Raw genomic sequence first — 17,091 nt, 5'->3', positions numbered from 1 at the left:
GAGGGCCGGCCGGGCGTCGAGCAACAGGCTTGGTCCCCGCCCTGGTCAGGAGACGTATTCGATGAGTTGCATCATGCCGCGGTCTTCGTGCTGGAGGTGATGGCAGTGCACCAGGGCCCGGCCGGGAAAGTCCTTGAAGCGGACGCGGAGGGTCACCGAGCCGGACTTGTTGATGGCGACGGTGTCCTGCCAGACGGGTGTGTCGAGTGCGCGGCCGTCGACGGCGGTGACCAGGAAGTGGTTGGTGTGCAGGTGGAAGGGGTGATTGGCGTGGCTGGCGGAGTCGTTGGTGAGCGTCCATTCCTCGGTGTCGCCGAGCCGCAGCGTGTGGTTGACGTAGGAGGGGTCGAATCGCCCGTAGGTCGGATCCGACGGGTCAGCCGCGTCGCGGGTGGCGGGGGTCGCGCCGTCACCGGTGATGCGGAAGGCGTGGGTGAACGCCTGTCCGGGGAAGGCGTCCATGTCGCTGTGGAAGGTCAGGGCCCGGCGCCGGGTCACCTCGGCCGGGTCGATGAACGGCGCGGGGCCGGGCAGCTCGGCGGGCAGGTCCATCCGTACGCCGGGTCCCGACTGCACGGTCATGGTGGCCAGCAGGGTGTCCCCGGCCATGATCCGGTAGTTGCCCGGGCGCTGTGCGCGGATCATGACGTCCGCGCGGTTGCCCATGGCCAGGGTGACGCGCTCGCGCGCCACGGGCCGGGTGAAGGCGATGCCGTCCATGGCGATCTGGTGCAGGGTGTGCCCCTCCACCTCGATCGGCAGGACGGTGAACGCGGAGGCGTTGACCAGGCGCCAGCGCTGTACCTCGCCCACGCGCAGCCGCACCTGCGGCCGGTAGTTCCCGTTCACGACGAAGGTCGAGGGAACCGAGCTGAGATCGTCCTCGGCGTGCAGGTCGGGTACCTGGCCCCGGGCGAGCTTCAGTTCGCCGACGCACATCACCAGGTCGCTCGCGGCGGCCACCTGCGGGACCTGGTCGATGGCCCCCTCGACGATCAGGGCGCCCATCAGCCCGCTGGACAACTGGACGGCGGCTGCTCCGTGTACGTGGGGGTGGTACCAGAACGTGCCGCCCTCGTGATCCGCGGGAATCTCGATCCGGCTGCGGTAGCTGCGCGTGTTCAGGCCGTTGCGCGGGTCGTAGGGGGTGAACTCGCGGAAGACGTTGTCCGCGTTCCCCGTCGGCGAGACGTGCAGGCCATGAGTGTGAACATTGATCGAGTTGAACTTGTGCGGGACGTTGTGGTCGGCGTGGGAGGTCTGGTCGGGGTTGGGCGGCAGGTCGTTGACGTGCTCCAGGTCGAGGACGTCGCCCGGGCGCAGCCGAAGTGTCGGCCCGTTCACATGCCCGTTGTAGAGCCGGAGGTTGACGTTGCCGACGCCGGGCAGCACGCCGCGGGTGAACGCGACCCGCAGAGAGGTCGACAGGACGCCGCCCTTGGAGCGGATGACCGGCGGCTGCGGGAACGGCGCGGGCGCGGCTGCGGCCCGGGGCGCGAGCAGCGCCCCCGTCGCCAGCGCCGGGGCCGACGCCAGCAGCGCACGCCGGCTGACACCACGTGATGAACCCATGAAACGCCTCCACACGATGCCGACCAATGTCGCGTCAAGCATCGCGAAATGCGCAAATGCCTACAAGCACGACACGCCTGGCCCTTGATGCGCCGCGTCACTCCGGGAAGCTCTGGCCGTCGGCGCCGACCCGCCGCACCTCGCCCCGGCCTTCCACCTGTCCCACACCGCCGCGACCGCTGCGGGGCCGTCGCGCAGGGCAGACAGAGAGGACCGACACGGCTGCTGTCGAGGAGCCGCCGTTAAACCAGTGGCGTCCCCGTGGACGAACCTCATAGCTTGTGCGCCCATGACCGATACTCCGGAGATGCGCCCGAATCCGCGCGACCTCGGCCGGGTGTTCAACGACGTGCCGGAGCTCTACGACCGGGTCCGGCCGGGCTACCCCGACGAACTGTTCGCGGACCTTGTCGCCGTCACCGGCACGGACGACAGGTCGTCGGTGCTGGAAGTGGGCTGCGGCACCGGTCAGGCGACGCGCTCGCTGGCAGCACTCGGCTGCTCAGTGACCGCCGTCGAGCCGGGCGCGGAGATGGCCGCGCTCGCTCGCCAACGGATCGCGTCCTTCGGCAACGTCGACGTCGAGACGTCGACGTTCGAGGAGTGGGACGATCGCGGCCGACGCTTCGACGCTCTCGTGGCCGCGTCGTCGTGGCACTGGGTCGACCCGTCGATCGGCTGGCAACGGGCGCACGACGTGCTCCGTCCCGGAGGCTGGATGGCGGTGCTCGGCCACGTCGTCGTCCGCCGGCCGGGAGAGCAGGAGCTCTACGCCGAGACCGCCGATCTCCACGAGCAGCTCTGCCCCGGGAACCCCGACTGGCGTCGTCCTCCCCTGGAGGACGAGGTGCGCGCCACCGACCAGGGCTGGGGCCTGGTCGACGATCCCGGAGGACTGTTCGGCCCCCCGATCGTGCGCTGGTACCCGACCGTGCAATGGTTCGACGGAGACGGCTTTGCCGATCACCTCCGCTCGTTGTCGCTGTACCGGAGGCTCGACCGCGACATCCGTGAGCCCCTGCTCGACGCGGTAGCCGAGCGCGTCCGCACGCGGATGGGCGACCGAGCAGCACGCCGCTATCTGAGCGTCCTCCGGGTCGGACAACGCGCCGAGTGAGCCACCCGCGCCGTGCGCGCGGATCGGCCGTGGACTCGGCCGTGGGCGTGGAGATTCCGCATCGCGACGACTGGGCGCGCTCCACCGAATGGCGGCGGGCCCAGGCATTTCCCGCGAACAGCGGCTCGACAGCGCCCCGCCGCGCCTCCCCTCGCGCGGCAGGGCATGTGGCACCCGTTAGCGCTACTTGTCGAGGTAGTCCCGGGCTGCATCCAGCGTCCCGGCGACGTAACCGCCGACCGGCAGGTCCAGCCCCTCGTACTGGCCCTCCTCGTCCAGGCTGCCGTCCGGCTGGTAGAGGCGCACGATCGGCGTGGGAAGCTCATTGGGATCCAGCGGCGGATCCCACCCGACGACCCGGCCGAGGTAGGACCGGTCGTCGTCACGGGCCGCGTAGTACAGCAGGTAGTGCGCCGGATCGACGTAGAAGGGTGCCGCGGGGTGCTGTCCCGGCCCGCCGGTCTGCGGCTGCGGCCACTCCCCGGTCGTGGATGCCGCCCGCCACGCCTGTTCGACGTCCTCGGCGGTCCGGCCGATCCACCAGCGCTCGGTCACCTCACCCAGTGAGACGTACTCGGGCTCGCCCTCCACCCCGCCGGTGCCGACGAAGCGCACGACCGGCTCTACGGCAGAGGTGTTGATGGGATGCAGGTACCGGTAGAAGGCCACGACGCGCCCCACCCGCAGGTGGCCGTCCCGGTCCTCGCCGTAGAAGAAGCGGCCGTGCCGGTAGTAGGTGTCGGTGATGTCCTCGTAGACCGGCCAGTGCTCGAAACGGGGATTCCGGTAGTGCATCGTGATCTCCCTGTGGTCGCCGCAAAGCACCACAGGGTACTGCCCGGAGGCTCAACTCACCTTATTGCGCTGGTAGTTCACCGGCAGCCCCGGGCCGCGCGGGCTCACGAACGCGGGTGGCACACGTCGCACGCGGCGGTGTCGTCACAGGGGAGGAGGTCGCGCGCCGCCCTCGGACCCCGCAGGGCGTGGGTGACCGCAGCGCCCTCGCACTTGGCAACAGACCCGACGCCCGGCTGTTCTCCGGTCCCTGTGGGGACGGATCACCACCGCCGTGCCGCGCGACGCCACCCACTGGGACGAGATCGTCCTGGCCCTGGGCTTTACCGCGGACAACAGGATGCTCCAGCCGATCTCGGCCTGGGCAGCGATATCGGGGCGGACAGCGGTCGGACCCACCGTTGGACATTCCCCGTCGTCGTCAGGACCCGTCTCGAAATCGAGGAAGGTCAGGCACGTCCTGGTTTTCTCTTTGATGCTCATGTAGCGGCATTCGATCCAGTCCTCGGTCTCGGAGGAGGGTGGCCAGGACGGTAGATCGTCGAGCTCGAACGCGTCGACGAACGTCTTGAGGCGAACCCGCCGCTGCGCGGCTTCCCTGATGCTGTCCGAGCGGTTCCGGACCTGGTCGGCGTCGAGGGCTCGGCGCGAGACCAGCCAGTCCAGGAAATCCGTAGTGACGTGCTGTGCTGTCAGGGGCTCGCCGGGCGAGGCGTGTTGTTTGTGGGGCAGGGTGCGGTCGAAGAAGGCCCAGAGTTCGTCGACGTTCTCGGCGGGCGCCATTTCCGCGATGGGCTTGTCGCCATACCAGGAGATGCTGAAGCGGAGCATCGAGATCACCTCCTCGGCGTCCTCGAACGCGTGCATGTCGTCCCAGCGTTCGGCCAGGAACTGCGCGAGCGCGACGGCCAGCGTGGCCTTCTCGCCGTGTGCTCCGGCTCTGACGGCTTCGCCGCGTAGCTGCTGGTACGCCATCTCTGCGGCCGGGTCGCACGACGGGTCATCCGGCCGTTCACCCCTCTGGGACAACTCGACGTGATGCTGAACGAGCAACGGTCGGAGGCGTTTCCACAACTCGGTCTCGTCAGGCGGGAGATGCTGGGCGCGCTTCTCGTGCAGCAGGCTGTCATCCACGCAGATCCGCACCCAGGAGGGCCGGTTCACTGCCGCGAGCCCTTCCACCACAGCGGTCAGCGCCATCTTGTGAAAGGTCGTACCACTCTCGCTGCCGCTGACCGTCCGCTGGTGGGATCCATAGGTCAGAACCGCCGTCCAGCCTCTGTACCCGTCCTCACACCTACCGGCCGCGTGTAAGAGGACCTCGACCGAGTCAGGCAACATCATTCCTCCCGAAGCACATACGGAAGGTGTGATGTCCCACCGCTCTGTGTTCGCGTTCGTAGCCATGCCTATTCGCGGGCGCACCAGGTGCGATGGCTCTGCTGGCCTGCGGGCGGCGGCTGGCTCTTGATGCTTCCTTCCTCGTTCTTGTCAGGCCTGGATGCGAAGCTTCCGTCCGTCCCGGACTTGTGGAAGGCCAGTGGCTGTTGTGTGAGTGCGGGGGGATGTCAGGCAATTCCGTCGGCCCGGAGAGGTCATCGGCGAGATTGCCTGCGCCGAAGGAATCGGCCCGAGCGGCACCAACAACGCGGCGGCCAAAGCGCCCACATCCCACGTGGCCTGAGCGGCGGCTGAGGGGGCCGGGGGTCGGGAGGTCGGGGATACGATGAGGGGATACGGCGGGGAGTGCGCAGACCGGGTCCGGGGACTTCGATCTGACCATGGACGAGCTGCGCGTCGTGGCGCGTTACGTGGTGGGGCACGCGGAGGAGGTCCTGCCGGTCTTCGAGCGGGCTGTTCCCGATGATCCGCGTCCGCGGGCGGCGATCGACGCGGCCCGGGCGTTCGTCAACGGTGCCAATCGGACGGCATCGCAGCGGGTCGCAGCCTTCGACGCCCATCGGGCCGCCCGGTCCGCGCCCTCCGAAGCCGCGCGACTGGCCGCGCGGTCCGCCGGGGACGCCGCGTCGGCCGCGTATTTGCACCCTCTCGCCCAGGCCGCTCAGGTCGGCCACATCCTGCGGGCCTGCGCGAGCGCCGCCCGTATCGGGGAACTGGAAGCGGGCGGCGACCCCGCCGTCGCGGAGGCCCTGCTGGAACGGTCGCGTCGGCGCGCGACACCGGTGCTCATCGACGTATTGCGCCGCTACCCGCCCGCGACGCGCGGCAGCAGTCGCGTCGCCCACCTGATGAGCACGCTGGACGATGCCCTGCGCCGAGGCGAGTGACGCCGATGCGCACGGACGTGGGCGCCCGTCAACGCCGGGCAGGCCCGGCCTCTGACGTGGATTCCGGTGTCGCTCCCGGTCAGCGATGCGCGCCGACCCGTCGGGCCAGCACTTGTCCCGGCCACGTCCCGAACAGGAAAGGATCGGTGGGAACGAAGCCGTTGCGCTCGTAGAACGCGACGAGTTCGCCGCCGCCGCCCGCCCAGCAGTCGACCCGCAGCAGGTCGACGCCTGCCCGCCGGGTCTCCCGCACGGCATGGGCCAGCAGCGTCGCCCCGATGCCGAGACCGGCGTGCCGTCGGTCGGAGACCAACAGCCGTACATACCGCTCGGGTTCTCCGGCCGGGGCGATCGGCATCTGGGGACTGGGCCCGGAGTCCAGCACCATGGCCCCGACCGGCGCTCCGCCCAACTCCGCTATATGTGGGGCACCTTCGGTCATGTACCGCTCGACCCGCTCCGCACCACCGGGCTTCTTCGAATACGGTGTCGTGCCCCACTGCTCGGTATTGCCGCGATCGTTCATCCAGACCACCGCGGAGTCGAGCATGTCCAACACGGCTGGTGCGTCGGCCGGGCTGCCCGGCCTGATCCGTATCACACGCGTGTCGTCGTTCATGGCGAAAGCCTATGGGGCGGCGCCGACAGGGGGCCGGTTACCGGGCTCTTCCCGCGAACGTCCCGGATACCCTGGGCGGCCAATGGCTCAACTCCGCAACTCCGCCGACGCCTTGACGCGGCTTTCGCGTCGAGGATGGTGATGTTCACGGGCTGCGTCGCGTGCTCGCGCATCGAGCCGGGCTCGCTGTTCACAAGCTTCTTCCGCATCGACGTGGAGCAGTGGCCCTGCCTGCATGTTCGGCGCCTGGCGCTGGCGTTCCGTGACGACCCGGACCATTGCGAGGGGTGGCTGCCGGAACAGGCCCTCCATGTGTCCGGGAGGCTGTTCCGGCAGGAGAGCAGCGAAGAGTGGCCGCCCATGCGGCCTCCCGGCGCGTGAGCGACCGCACCCGCTCGCACCGGGGCCTACCGCGTCCTGCCGGGGCCCACCCCCTCCCGCCCCGTCAGTGAACGGAGAATCCGCCGTCGACGAAGACCGCCTGGCCGGTGACGTAGCCGGAGGCGCGGCTCGCCAGGAAGACCGCCGCGCCCGCGAAGTCCTCGGGCAGGCCGTTGCGCCCGACCATCGTGCGGGCGGCCAGGGCCGCCACCTTCTCGGGGTCGGACGACAGGCGCGCATTGAGGGGGGTCATGACGAATCCGGGCACCAGGGTGTTGCACGTGACGCCGTACGGCGACCACGCCTCGGCCTGCGAGCGGGCCAGTGACTCCAGCGCCCCCTTGGAGACGCCGTAGGCGCCGCTCTGGACGAAGGCCCGGTGCGCCTGCTGGGAGGTGATGTGGATGATCCGCCCGAAGCCGCGCTCCGCCATGCCGGGCCCGAAGCGCTGCCCCAGCAGGTAGGGCGCCTCCAGGTTGACCGCCATCGTGGTGTCCCACACGTCCTCGCCCAACTCGCCCATCGGGGGCCGCAGGTTGATCCCGGCGGAGTTGACGAGAATGTCGGGTTCGCCGAACGCCTCGACCGCCTCCTCGGCGGCCACGCGCATGCCGTCGCGCGTACTCAGGTCGGCGCTCACCCAGGCCGCCCGGCAGCCGTCGGCCGCCAGCTCGCCGACCGTCGCGGCCAGCTCCGCCTCCCGGCGCGCCACGACCACGACGCTCGCCCCCGCGTGTGCGAGGGCCCCGGCGACAGCGCGGCCGATGCCGGAACTGCCGCCGGTCACCACGGCGACCCGTCCCTCCAGCGAGAACAGTTCGGAGAGGTAGGTCTGTGACGTCATGCCCGGATCCTAAACGGCGGGCCCGCGGCGACAACGACCAGGTCAGCCGCAGGCCCGTGGCCGGTTACGCGGCATCGCCCGATTCACGGACCCGCTTCGTGGCAACGCGCCGCGGCCTGGCCCGCTCCACGAGGGACGTGGCGGCGCTCCCCCACTCGGGACAGGCGAAAGTGAACCCGGCCGCGAGCAGCCGCCCCGGCACCACCCGACGGCTCTTGAGCAGCAGCTCCGTGTCCGAGCGCAGCGCGAACGCCCCCAGCTCGGCCATCCAGCGCGTCGCGGGCAGCCCCCGCGGGACGCCCCAGGCCGCGCGCAGCGCCCGCATGAAGGCGCGCTGCGGAAGGGGGCCGGGCGAGGCGAGGTTCACCGGCCCCTCGATGTCGTCGCGCGCGATCAGGAACTCCACCGCCCGCACGAAGTCCTCGTCCTGGATCCAGGAGACGTACTGCGCGCCACCGGCGACCGGACCGCCGAGCCCGAGGCGCGCCAGTCGTGACAGCACGTCGAACACACCGCCCCGGTCCGGGCTCATGACCATCGCCGAGCGCAGCGCCACCTTGCGGGTCGCGGGGGTCGGCGCCTCGGTCTGCGCGCGCTCCCAGTTCTCGGCGATCGCGACGCTGTACGCCCAGTAGTCCGGCACTCCGTCCTCCGAGCCGCCGATCACTCCGGTCGCCTCGTCGTGTGCCGCGTCGAAGCGGTGGGCGTAGACCGTGGCCGTACTCATCTGGAGCCAGAGGCGCGGTGACCGCGCGGCGGCGGCGATCGCTTTTCGACCGCCCGCGCCGAATCCACCCGGGAGTGCATCATGGCCTGCCGGTTCTCGGCGGTGTACCGGCACGAGACGCCGGTGCGCTCAGGGCGCGCGGCGGCGCGGCCCCTGCCCGAAAATGCCGAGGACGAGAGATGTTGAGGACGAGCGATGTCGAGGGCGAGCGATGTCGGGCACGAGAGAGGTCGAGAACGAGCCACCGGCTCCGTCCCAGGGGCAGCGGCGGCCGCCACCGGCCGCGCGAGGACGAAGGAGAGACCAGCATGGCCATTCAGCGGATGGACAACGTCGGCATCGTCGTCGAGGACATGGACGCCGCCATCGCGTTCTTCGTGGACCTCGGTATGGAGCTGGAGGGCAGGGCCGAGGTCAAGGGCCGCTTCGCCGACCAGTGCACCGGACTCGACGGCGTCCACTGCGACATCGCGATGGTCAGGACCCCGGACGGTCACAGCCGGCTCGAACTGGCCAAGTACCGCAGCCCCGAGGCGATCAGCGGCGGACCGCGCGACCGGCCCCACAACATCCTGGGCACCCACCGCGTCATGTTCGCCGTCGACGACATCGAGGACACCGTGGCCCGCCTGCGCCCGCACGGCGCCGAAGTCCTCGGCGAGATCGCCCGGTTCGAGGACAGCTTCCTGCTCTGCTACGTCCGGGGCCCGGAGGGCATCATCGTCGGGCTGGCCGAGCAACTGAGCTGAGCGGACAGCCCGGTTCGGCCACCTCCTCGGCGGTCCCCCGGCTCAGGGAGCGGGGATGTCCGCGATGCGCAGGGCCGCGTCGGCGGCGGCGCGGGCGAAGGCGGGGACGGGGCGGGCCGGGGTGGAGCGGTGCACGAGGATGACGCCCTCGATGAGGGCGAAGATCAGGTCGGTGCGGAGGGCCAGTTCGGGGGCGGGCAGCGCGCGCCCCGGGGCGGTGGCGGCCAGCAGGCGGGCGTAGGCGGCCTTGAGGTCGGCTCGGGCGCGGCGGAAGGCGGTGAAGCGCTCGGCGGCGACCTCGGGCAGGAGGTAGAGGGCGCCGAGATTGTGCGGCCCCGCGCAGAGGAGTTCGGCGTCGTAGCGGCACAGGTCCCAGAGCCGGGCCTCGGCGGGGCGGGTGTCGTCGGCGAGCAGCGCGCGGGCCAGGTCGAGGGACGGGGTGACCGTGCCTTCGAGGAGTTCGGCGAGCAGATCCTCCTTGCCGCCGACGTAGTGGTAGATCGACGCCTGCCGCATCCCGGCCCGCTCGGCGACCGCCCGCGTGGTGGTGGCGGTGTAGCCGCGCGTGGTGAAGAGTTCGGCCGCCGCCGCGAGCAGTTCCTCGCGCACGCTCATGCCGCTGTCCGGTCGCTGCTGGGCGCGCGGCCTGCCGACCCGTTTTCCGCTCGTGCTCACCCGCCGATCGTCGCACGCGGCGACGCGACGACGACGGCGGGCAGTCCGGTGAGGGGCCGGTAACCGGGCGGCAACAACCGGGCAATCGCCGTGAAGCCACCGCCGCCTAATTTCTGTCGAGCGACAGAAATTCGTGTGGAGCAGGAGCCGTGAGACGACGGAGGTGCAGCCCCGTGGCGACAGGGACGACCGGTGGAAGGAAGACCGGCCAGAGCACGGCCCGCAGGACATCCCGCAGGGCCCCGCGCCCGACCGGGACCACGTACGAGGCCAGGGAGCACGCCCGCGCCCAGGAAGGGGCCCGCGCCGCCGCGATGCCTCAAGTGCCCGCGCCTGAGGGCCTGTTGTGGTCGGAGACCGTGGCGGGCGGCGGCTACACCCACAAGGTGCTGGCCCGCGGCAGCGAGCTGCGGCTCGCCGACCCGACCGGCGACGCGTGCGCGCACGTCCTGCTCTTCGTGGACGGCCGCCCCTGGGAGCGGCTGAACGCGGCCGACACCGTCAAGGTCCAGTGGAACGCGTATCTCGGCGCGGGCCGCCTCCTGCTGTCCGACCAGGGCCGCGTCCTGGCCTCCCTGGTCTCGGACACCAGCGGGCGGCACGACACGCTGTGCGGTACGTCGTCGGCTGCGCGCAACACCGCGCGGTACGGGGACGGTTCGGCGCAGGGCCGCTCCCCCGCGGGCCGCGAGCTGTTCCTGCTGGCCGCCGCCAAGAACGGGCTGGGGGCACGCGACCTCCCGCCGTCGCTCTCCTTCTTCCAGGGACTGCGCGTGGAGCCCGACGGGGCACTGGAGTTCATCGGTTCCGCGGGGCCCGGCACAAGCGTGACCCTGCGCGCCGAGCAGCCGCTGACCGTACTGCTGGCCAATGTGCCGCACCCGCTGGACCCCCGACCGGCCTACACCTGCGGCCCGTTGGAGGTACGCGCACGGCCCGGCGCCGCCACCGCGCCCGGCGACCCGCTGTGGGACGCGACACCCGAGGGCCGCCGCGCCTTCCTCAACACCGCGGAACACCTCACCGCCAGGGGGATCGGATGAACGGCCAGAATGTGACGGACGACCGGGGCCGTACGGCCGACCGGGGCCGTACGGACGACGCGGACGGCGCGGACCGGACCGGCGGCCAGGACCGTACCGAGGGCCCGTCCCCCCGGGGCGGCGCGACCTCCGTGACCGTACCGGCGCGGGCACCCTGGTCCGCGATGATCCCGGCGGGCGGCCACCTCACCATCACCGACCTGCACGGCAACCAGGCCGTGGACTTCCTGGTCTACGACGCCCACGACACCGCCGTCCGCTACAGCGCGCCCGACACCGTACAGGCCCAGGGCAACCTCTTCCTGACCACCGGCAGCGTGCTGTTGTCCAACGAGCACACCCCGCTGATGACCGTGGTCGCCGACACCTGCGGCCGGCACGACACGATCGGCGGCGCGTGCTCCAAGGAGTCCAACACCCTGCGCTACGGCCACCACACGTGGTCGCAGCACGCCTGCGTGGACAACTTCCTGTCCGAGGGCGCGCGTTACGGCCTCGGCAAGCGCGACCTGGTGAGCAACGTCAACTGGTACATGAACGTGCCTGTCGAGGAGGACGGCACCCTCGGCATCGTGGACGGCATCTCCGCGCCCGGCCTTGAGGTCGAACTGCGCGCCGAGACCGACGTGTTGGTCCTGGTCTCCAACTGCCCGCAGATCAACAACCCCTGCAACGGCTTCGATCCGACCCCGGTCCTGATGACGGTCAGGACGCCGGGCCGGGCCGGGGACACGGTCGGCGCGCCGTCCGGAGAGGCGGTCCGATGACCGACGAGCCCGTGAAGCGCGCCCCCGCGCGCTTCGACACCCTGCTGGTCGCCAACCGCGGCGAGATCGCCGCCCGGATCATCCGCACCGCCCGCCGGATGGGGCTGCGCACGGTCGCGGTCTTCTCCGACCCCGACCGCGCCGCGCCGCACGTGCACCTGGCCGACGCCGCCGTACGGCTGGGCCCCGCACCGGCCAAGTCCAGCTATCTGGACGTGGACGCGGTGCTCGCGGCGGCCCGCGAGACCGGCGCGGGCGCCGTCCACCCCGGCTACGGATTCCTGTCGGAGGACGCGGACTTCGCGCGCCGCTGCGAAGCGGCGGGGCTCGCCTTCGTCGGTCCGACGCCGGACCAGCTCGAACTCTTCGGCGCCAAGCACACCGCGCGCGCCGCGGCGGAGGCGGCCGGGGTGCCGCTGCTGCCCGGCACCGGACTGCTGCCCGACGTGGACAGCGCGTTGACGGCCGCCGCGTCGCTCGGCTACCCGGTGATGCTCAAGGCGACCGGCGGCGGTGGCGGCATCGGCATGCGCGCCTGCCACTCCCCCGCCGAACTCACCGACGCCTGGGGCTCGGTGCAGCGTGTAGCGGCGGCCAGCTTCTCCTCGGCGGGCGTCTTCCTGGAACGGCTGGTGGAGAGCGCCCGGCACGTCGAGGTGCAGGTCTTCGGCGACGGCCACGGCCGCGTCCTGACCCTCGGCGACCGCGACTGCTCGCTCCAGCGCCGCCACCAGAAGGTCCTGGAGGAGGCCCCCGCGCCCGGCCTGCCCGACGCCCTGCGGGAGCGACTGGCGCTCAGCGCGCGGGCGTTGTGCGCCTCGGTCGACTACCGCTCGGCGGGCACCGTGGAATTCGTGTACGACGCGGCGCGCGGCCAGGCGTACTTCCTGGAGGTCAACACCCGTCTCCAGGTGGAGCATCCGGTGACCGAGGAGACGTACGGTGTCGACCTCGTGGAGTGGATGCTGCGGCTCGCGCAGGGCGACACACCGCTGAGCACCGGCGACGACACGCCGATTGACCTGTCGACACAGCGAGTGGGACACGCCGTGGAGGCCCGGATCTACGCCGAGGACCCCACGCGCGGCCACCTGCCGAGCGTGGGACGGCTCACCGAGGTGGTCTTCCCGCCGGGGGTCCGCGTCGACGCCTGGATCGAGACCGGCACCGAGGTCACCACCTCCTACGATCCGATGCTCGCCAAGGTGATCGCGCACGGCGCCGACCGGGCGCAGGCCCTCGCCCGGCTCGCGGACGCCCTCGCCGCGACCAGGATCGACGGCATCGAGACCAATCTGGGGCTGCTGCGGGCCGCCGTCGCCGATCCGGCGCTGCACGCCGCGACGCACAGCACCGCGACCCTCGACGCGGTCACCGACCCCACCCGCCGGATCGACGTGGTCCGCGCGGGCACCCTGACCAGCGTCCAGGACTGGCCGGGCCGCACCGGCCTGTGGCACGTCGGCGTTCCGCCGTGCGGCCCGATGGACGACCTGTCCTTCCGGCTCGGCAACGAAGCGCTCGGCAACGACGAGGGCGCGCCCGGCCTCGAATGCACCCTCCAGGGACCGGCGTTGCGCTTCAGCCACCCCACCACCGTCTGCGTGACCGGCGCGCCCGCGACCGTCACGGTCGACGGACACCCGGTGCCGCGCTGGGAGCCGGTCACCGTACCGGCGGGCGCGCTGCTCGACATCGGCGCGCCGGAGGCGGCAGGGCTGCGCACATACCTGCTGGTCGCGGGCGGCCTCGACGTCCCCCGCTTCCTCGGCAGCGCGGCCACCTTCACGCTCGGCGGATTCGGCGGCCACGGCGGCCGGGCGCTGCGCGTCGGTGACGTCCTGCACGGCGGTACGACGACGGAGGCGAGCGGCCCCGTACCGGCCTCGCTGCGGCCGGAGTGGGGGACGCGGTGGCTGATCGGCGCCGTCGAGGGCCCGCACGCCGCGCCGGAGTTCTTCACCGAGGACGACATCCGCGACTTCTACGCCGCCGAGTGGAGCGTGCACTTCAACTCCGCGCGCACCGGCGTACGGCTCGTCGGCCCGAAGCCGCGCTGGGCGCGTTCCGACGGCGGCGAGGCGGGACTGCACCCGTCCAACATCCACGACACGCCGTACGCGGTCGGCGCCGTCGACTACACGGGCGACATGCCCGTACTGCTCGGTCCCGACGGCCCCTCGCTCGGCGGATTCGTGTGCCCCGCGACCGTCGTGACCGGTCAGCGCTGGAAGCTCGGGCAGCTCCGGCCGGGCGACACCGTACGATTCGTGCCGGTCAGCGAGGACGCCGCCGCCGGGCTGCGGCGCGCGCCCGCGACCATGCCGACGCCGTCGCGGCCCGTCATCGCCGACGGGGGTGTCCTCGGGCGCGCCGAAGCGACCGCGACACGCCCGGCCGTGACGTACCGCCGCAGCGGCGACGACAATCTGCTCGTCGAATACGGGCCCATGCAGCTCGACTTGGCGCTGCGGATGCGGGTGCACGCCCTGGCGGAACACCTCGCCGCCCAACGCCTGCCCGGCGTCGTCGACCTCACACCCGGCATCCGCTCCCTCCAGATCCACGCCGACCCGGGCGCGCTGCCCACCGCCAAACTGCTCGACGCCGTGCGCGAGGCGGAGGAGCAACTGCCGCCCACCGACCGGCTCGTGGTGCCCAGCCGGACCGTGCACCTGCCGCTGTCCTGGGACGACCCCGCCACGCGTGAGGCCATCGAGCGCTACATGGCGGGCGTCCGCGACGACGCGCCGTGGTGCCCGTGGAACATCGAGTTCATCCGCCGCGTCAACGGTCTCGACTCCGTGGACGACGTATACCGGACCGTCTTCGACGCCGAATACCTCGTGCTCGGGCTCGGCGACGTCTACCTCGGCGCGCCCGTCGCCACGCCGCTCGACCCGCGCCACCGGCTCGTCACCACCAAGTACAACCCGGCGCGCACCTGGACGGCGGAGAACTCCGTCGGCATCGGCGGGGCCTACCTCTGCATCTACGGCATGGAAGGGCCCGGCGGCTACCAGTTCGTCGGCCGTACGATCCAGGTCTGGTCCAACCGCGCCCGCCGACAGCCGTGGCTGCTGCGCTTCTTCGACCGCATCAAGTGGTATCCCGTCTCCGCCGACGAACTCCTCGACCTCCGGGCCGACATGGCGGCCGGGCGCCTGCCGCTGCGGGTGGAGGACGGGAGTTTCGCCCTCGCGGACCATCAGCGGTTCCTCGCCGACAACGCGGAGTCCATCGCGACCTTCCGCGCCCGGCAGGGCGCCGCGTTCGCCGCGGAGCGCGACGCGTGGGAAGCCGCCGGTGAGTTCGCCCGCACCGACGACTCGGCCGCCGCCGTCCCGGCCCCCGCCGCCGTCACCGTGCCGCCCGGCGGCCGTACGGTCGACGCCGAATTCGCCGCCGCCGTCTGGCACATCGCCGTCCGCCCCGGCGACTGCGTCGCGGCCGGGCAGCACCTCCTGACCCTGGAGGCCATGAAGATGGAGTCCCCCGTCACCTCCCCCGCCGGCGGCACCGTCGCCCAAGTCCTCGTCTCCCCCGGCGACCAAGTCACCCCCGGCACCCCCCTCCTGACCCTCTCCCCCTAACCCACCCCCTTCCGGCTCACGCCGCCTCAATCGCCGGCGGGGCTGATTTGTGCCGCCACCGCCGATCGGCAACCCACCCCGCATGCGGCCAGGCGTGTGCGACACGCCAGAAGCAAAAAATCAGCCCGTCCGGCGATTGAGGACTAGCCCCAGCGGCAATGAGCGGCCCCCTGCCACCGCACCCGCACCCGCACATCAGACGGAGGAAGCCCATGGAGAGCGCTCAGGACCGCGTGCGGGCCGCGTATCGGCGGATCGCGGAGGTGGACCGCCCGGAGGTGTGGATCGCGCTGCGCGCGGAGGAGGAGGTGCGGGCGGAGGCGGCGGAGGTGGACGAGAGAAGGGCGGCCGGGGAGGCGCTGCCCCTGGAGGGACGGCTGCTGGCGGTGAAGGGCAACATCGACGTGGCGGGCCTGGAGACGACGGCGGGCTGCCCGTCGTACGCGTACGCGCCGAGGGAGGACGCCCCGGCGGTGCGGGCCCTGCGCGCGGCGGGCGCGATCGTGCTGGGCAGCACGAACATGGACCAGTTCGCGACGGGCCTGGCCGGCACGCGAAGCCCCTACGGCGCGGTGCGCAACGCCGTCACCCCGGAGCGGGTGAGCGGCGGCTCCAGTTCGGGCTCGGCCGTCGCGGTGGCACTCGGCCTCGTGGACGTGGCGCTCGGTACGGACACGGCCGGCTCCGGCCGCGTCCCGGCGGCGTTCAACGGCATCGTCGGGGTGAAGCCGACCCGCGGCCTGGTGTCGACGCGCGGCGTCGTACCGGCGTGCGCGAGCCTGGACTGCGTGTCCGTCTTCGCCAGGACGCTGCCCGAGGCCCGCCGCGCGATGGCGCTCCTCGCGAGCTGCGAGGCACCGCCGCGCCGCCCTGGACCGTGGCGCGTGGCGGTGGCGGCGCGAGCGCAACTCGGCGAGATGGACGCCGGATGGGCGGCGGCCTACGAGGCGGCGGCGGACCGGCTGGCCGCCGCCGGGGCCGAACTGCGGACGCTGGACCTGACGCCGTTCACGTGGGCGGCGGCGCTGCTCTACGAGGGCGCTTTCGTCGCGGAACGCTGGTCAGCCGTGGGCGAGTTCATCGAGGCGCACCGGGACGCCCCCGACCTGGACCCGACCGTCGCGGCCATCATCACAGCGGCCCGCGACCTGCCCGCGCACCGCCTCTTCACCGACCAGCGGCGGCTGGCCGCGCTGCGCACCGAGGCCATGGCGCGACTCGGCGACGCCGACGCCCTGTTGCTGCCGACCGCACCGGGGCACCCCACGCTCGCCGAGGTCGCCGCCGACCCGCTCGGCGCGAACGCGCGCCTCGGCCGCTTCACCAACTCGGCCAACCTGCTGGACCTTTGCGCGGTCGCGGTCCCGGCGGGCACCGTCGAGGGCCGGCCCTTCGGCGTGATGCTGCTCGGCCCCGCGCACACCGACGACCGGATCGCGGACGTCGCCGCCCTGCTGGAGCCGCCTCTCCGCGTCGCCGTGGTCGGCGCCCACCTCAGCGGCCAGCCCCTCAACCACCAACTCGTCGCGCTCGGAGGCCGGTTGACGGCCACGACCACCACCGCCCCCGCGTACCGGCTCTACGCCCTGGACACCGAACCCGCCAAGCCCGGTCTGGTGCGGACCGAGAAGGGCGGCGCCGCCGTCGAGGCCGAGGTCTGGGAACTGCCCGCCGCCGGTCTCGGCACGCTGACCGCCGCCCTGCCGCGCCCGATGGCCCTGGGCAGCGTCGAGTTGGCCGACGGCACCAGTTGCCCCGGCTTCCTGTGCGAGCCGTCGGCGCTCGACAGCGCCGAGGACATCACGGCCTACGGCGGCTGGCGCGCGTACCTCGCCGACCGGTCCGGGGCATGAACCTCGACGGCGGACCCGGAGAAGTCGCCCCACCCGTCCCCCGCCACCCAGCGGCACCCTCCGTACAC

General features: G+C 72.2%; 14 protein-coding genes and 1 pseudogene. 8 read left to right on the top strand and 7 right to left on the bottom strand.

The features are described from left to right. Window positions 1–45: 45 nt before the first annotated feature. On the bottom strand, window positions 46–1,572 hold the full coding sequence (locus ACIQCJ_RS29800) for a multicopper oxidase family protein (RefSeq protein ID WP_402713072.1): 1,527 nt from the start codon (window positions 1,570–1,572) through the stop codon (window positions 46–48). Between the two features lie 289 nt (window positions 1,573–1,861). Here ACIQCJ_RS29800 and ACIQCJ_RS29795 point away from each other — a divergent pair, with 289 nt between their 5' ends. Continuing rightward, a complete protein-coding gene (locus ACIQCJ_RS29795; protein ID WP_391162955.1) occupies window positions 1,862–2,689 on the top strand; it encodes a methyltransferase domain-containing protein in 828 nt (275 codons plus the stop codon). A 183-nt stretch (window positions 2,690–2,872) separates the two neighbouring features. On the opposite strand, the gene ACIQCJ_RS29790 is transcribed toward ACIQCJ_RS29795, so the two are convergent. Both ACIQCJ_RS29790 and ACIQCJ_RS29785 read right to left on the bottom strand, forming a co-directional pair. Beyond that, window positions 2,873–3,484 (bottom strand): hypothetical protein, encoded by a 612-nt coding sequence (locus tag ACIQCJ_RS29790; protein ID WP_402713071.1) that lies wholly within the window; start codon window positions 3,482–3,484, stop codon window positions 2,873–2,875. A gap of 144 nt (window positions 3,485–3,628) precedes the next feature. After that, window positions 3,629–4,684, bottom strand: a complete 1,056-nt coding sequence (locus ACIQCJ_RS29785) for a hypothetical protein (protein WP_402713070.1) — start codon at window positions 4,682–4,684, stop codon at window positions 3,629–3,631. Window positions 4,685–5,265: 581 nt separating this feature from the next. Between ACIQCJ_RS29785 and ACIQCJ_RS29780 the strand changes: the two genes are divergently transcribed. Continuing rightward, entirely contained in the window at window positions 5,266–5,772 is a 507-nt protein-coding gene (locus ACIQCJ_RS29780) for a putative immunity protein (protein ID WP_402713069.1), read from the top strand. A 79-nt stretch (window positions 5,773–5,851) separates the two neighbouring features. Here the strand turns inward: ACIQCJ_RS29780 and ACIQCJ_RS29775 are convergent, their stop codons facing one another. Further along, window positions 5,852–6,391 (bottom strand): GNAT family N-acetyltransferase, encoded by a 540-nt coding sequence (locus ACIQCJ_RS29775; protein WP_402713068.1) that lies wholly within the window; start codon window positions 6,389–6,391, stop codon window positions 5,852–5,854. Between the two features lie 135 nt (window positions 6,392–6,526). Here ACIQCJ_RS29775 and ACIQCJ_RS29770 point away from each other — a divergent pair, with 135 nt between their 5' ends. Next, window positions 6,527–6,772 carry a hypothetical protein gene (locus ACIQCJ_RS29770; protein ID WP_402713067.1) on the top strand — a complete coding sequence of 82 codons (246 nt, stop codon included), beginning with the start codon at window positions 6,527–6,529 and terminating at the stop codon, window positions 6,770–6,772. A 64-nt stretch (window positions 6,773–6,836) separates the two neighbouring features. Here the strand turns inward: ACIQCJ_RS29770 and ACIQCJ_RS29765 are convergent, their stop codons facing one another. Next, entirely contained in the window at window positions 6,837–7,616 is a 780-nt protein-coding gene (locus ACIQCJ_RS29765; protein WP_391161030.1) for an SDR family oxidoreductase, read from the bottom strand. Between the two features lie 64 nt (window positions 7,617–7,680). After that, a pseudogene (locus ACIQCJ_RS29760) lies at window positions 7,681–8,462 on the bottom strand (DUF1731 domain-containing protein); the annotation flags it as partial. A gap of 189 nt (window positions 8,463–8,651) precedes the next feature. Here ACIQCJ_RS29760 and ACIQCJ_RS29755 point away from each other — a divergent pair. Continuing rightward, window positions 8,652–9,092, top strand: a complete 441-nt coding sequence (locus ACIQCJ_RS29755) for a VOC family protein (RefSeq protein ID WP_391046260.1) — start codon at window positions 8,652–8,654, stop codon at window positions 9,090–9,092. Between the two features lie 42 nt (window positions 9,093–9,134). On the opposite strand, the gene ACIQCJ_RS29750 is transcribed toward ACIQCJ_RS29755, so the two are convergent. Continuing rightward, window positions 9,135–9,707: a TetR/AcrR family transcriptional regulator gene (locus ACIQCJ_RS29750; RefSeq protein ID WP_355333582.1), complete on the bottom strand. Its 573-nt coding sequence runs from the start codon at window positions 9,705–9,707 to the stop codon at window positions 9,135–9,137. A gap of 233 nt (window positions 9,708–9,940) precedes the next feature. On the opposite strand from ACIQCJ_RS29750, the gene ACIQCJ_RS29745 reads away from it, so the two are divergent. The 4 genes from ACIQCJ_RS29745 to atzF all read left to right on the top strand — a co-directional run bounded on the left by ACIQCJ_RS29745 (window position 9,941) and on the right by atzF (window position 17,023). Beyond that, window positions 9,941–10,810 (top strand): urea amidolyase associated protein UAAP1, encoded by an 870-nt coding sequence (locus ACIQCJ_RS29745; RefSeq protein ID WP_402713066.1) that lies wholly within the window; start codon window positions 9,941–9,943, stop codon window positions 10,808–10,810. Beyond that, a complete protein-coding gene (locus ACIQCJ_RS29740) occupies window positions 10,807–11,577 on the top strand; it encodes an urea amidolyase associated protein UAAP2 (protein ID WP_402713065.1) in 771 nt (256 codons plus the stop codon). The genes ACIQCJ_RS29745 and ACIQCJ_RS29740 overlap by 4 nt, the downstream gene beginning before the upstream one ends. After that, the gene (uca, locus tag ACIQCJ_RS29735; RefSeq protein ID WP_402713064.1) at window positions 11,574–15,170 is read left to right on the top strand and encodes an urea carboxylase; all 3,597 of its coding nucleotides are present in this window, start codon (window positions 11,574–11,576) and stop codon (window positions 15,168–15,170) included. Before ACIQCJ_RS29740 ends, uca begins: the two co-directional genes overlap by 4 nt. 212 nt (window positions 15,171–15,382) lie before the next feature. Beyond that, window positions 15,383–17,023, top strand: coding sequence for an allophanate hydrolase (atzF, locus tag ACIQCJ_RS29730; protein ID WP_402713063.1), 1,641 nt, complete (start codon window positions 15,383–15,385; stop codon window positions 17,021–17,023). The last annotated feature ends 68 nt before the right edge of the window (window positions 17,024–17,091 follow it).

The organism is Streptomyces sp. NPDC093221 (assembly GCF_044753885.1).
Taxonomy (GTDB): Bacteria; Actinomycetota; Actinomycetes; order Streptomycetales; family Streptomycetaceae; genus Actinacidiphila.
This window is presented reverse-complemented; position numbering and strand designations above follow the sequence as displayed.